A 1,913-nucleotide genomic window follows, 5' to 3' on the forward strand; every position below is an offset into this window, starting at 1 on the left:
TGCATAAATGTAGTCGCCATCTGCGATCGCATCTTCTAATCTTTTCAAGACCACAATACCCAACCCATTACCACCTAAAGTTCCCTTGGCTTTAGCATCAAAAGTACGACAATGTCCATCAGGAGACATAATCATTCCCTCTTGATATAAATAACCTTTTTTGTGGGGAACTTGAATGGAAACACCACCTGCCAAAGCCATATCACATTCACCACTGAGCAAACTTTGGCAAGCTAGATGAACGGCAACTAAAGAAGTGGAGCAAGCAGTTTGAACTGTAATACTTGGTCCTGTTAAATTTAGTTTGTAAGAAACCCGGGTTGATAAGAAATCATTACCATTGCCCAAAAGAAATTGATAAACGTTTCCTGGTTCTGAATTTTCTAGATGAGGATAGATATTATTGCGGGCGTAACTGTTCTCACTCAGACCAGCATAAACTCCTATAGCACCCGCATAAGTTTGTGAGTCATAACCAGCAACTTCTAGTGCTTCAACAGCAGACTCTAGAAATAGGCGTTGTTGTGGGTCAATGATTTCAGCTTCTCTGGGATTATAGCCAAAGAAATTAGCATCAAAGAGATCGATGTCTGAAATTACAGTTCCTGCTTTAACATAATTCTGTTTTTTTAACAAGCTGGGGTCGATCCCTTCCTCCAATAGTTCCTGTTCAGAGAAAAATTCAATAGACTCCACACCCTCTTGTAAATTTTTCCAGAAAGTATCAATGTTATTCGCCTTGGGAAAACGACCAGAAATGCCAATGATAGCGATCGCTGAATCATCAATATTATTTGTAGTAATCATTTTATTCATCAAAAATTATTTATTTATGTCTACGATTTTGCTGTCTTTGTAACCTTTGCTGTTTCATCGAAGTTTTCCTGTCACTACGAGCCTTTGCTTGACCAGTAGTTAAATAATCAGTTACTTTTCCCCTTTGTAAATCAATTAAATATTTAGAAAATTCCGATATATTTGGGTGTTGAAACAGTTTGACAATTGAGATATCTTGTGCATATATTTCCTGTAACTTTGTGTGAACTTTAATTGTTAGTAATGAATGACCTCCAAGTTCAAAGAAATTATCATAAATTCCCACTTTTTCTACCTGTAGAACCTCTTGCCAAATCTTAGCCAGAAGTTGCTCTGTTTCCGTCTGAGGCGTCACATAAGTTGTTGATATACCTGAAGGAACAGTATCGGGAACTGGCAAAGCATGACGGTCAATCTTGCCGTTGGGGGTTAGAGGGAAAGCATCTAGCAACACGAAAGCTGCCGGAATCATGTATTCAGGTAGCTTTTGCTTGAGAAATTGGCGAATCTGAGGAATTAGGGAAGCGTCTTGAGTAGATTCCTGCTTAGGAACTATATAGACTACCAAACGTTGTCCTCCTGCTGGGTCTGACTGAGCAATAACCACATTTTCCTTGACATCAGGGTATTGTGAAACTAAAGCTTCGATTTCTCCAATTTCAATGCGGAAACCTCTGATTTTAACTTGGTAGTCTATCCGCCCAATAAATTCTATATTGCCATCAGGAATATAACGTGCTAAGTCTCCTGTTTTATATAACTTTGTGGCTTTTGACTTGTCAAAAGGGTTGGGAATAAATTTGGAGGCTGTGAGTTCGGGGCGGTTGTGGTAGCCTGTTGCTAAACTATCTCCTCCGATATGAAGTTCTCCCGCTACTCCTATGGGCACTGGTTGGAAATTTTTATCCAAAATATATACTTTGGTATTGGATATTGGCTTACCAATAGGTGGTGAAATACTGCCTCCTTGACCTGAAACTACTAACCCAGAAGTAGTAACAACCGTATTCTCTGTCGGACCATAGTTATTAAATACACGGAATGGTAAAGCTGCTGATGGGTACTTGTGCAGTTTGTCTCCTCCTGTGAGTACAGTT

2 protein-coding genes are annotated in these 1,913 nt (G+C 39.3%); both read right to left on the reverse strand.

Annotated features, from left to right (window positions below):
* Positions 1 to 816 (reverse strand): polyketide synthase (locus F6K53_RS38925; RefSeq protein WP_293085223.1); only part of this gene is annotated, 816 nt, incomplete at its 3' end.
* Positions 817 to 826: 10 nt separating this feature from the next.
* Positions 827 to 1,913, reverse strand: a 1,087-nt coding sequence (locus F6K53_RS38930; protein WP_293085225.1) for a non-ribosomal peptide synthetase, incomplete at its 5' end; no start/stop codon positions are given.

This window comes from Moorena sp. SIO4A1, assembly GCF_010672065.1.
GTDB lineage: Bacteria > Cyanobacteriota > Cyanobacteriia > Cyanobacteriales > Coleofasciculaceae > Moorena.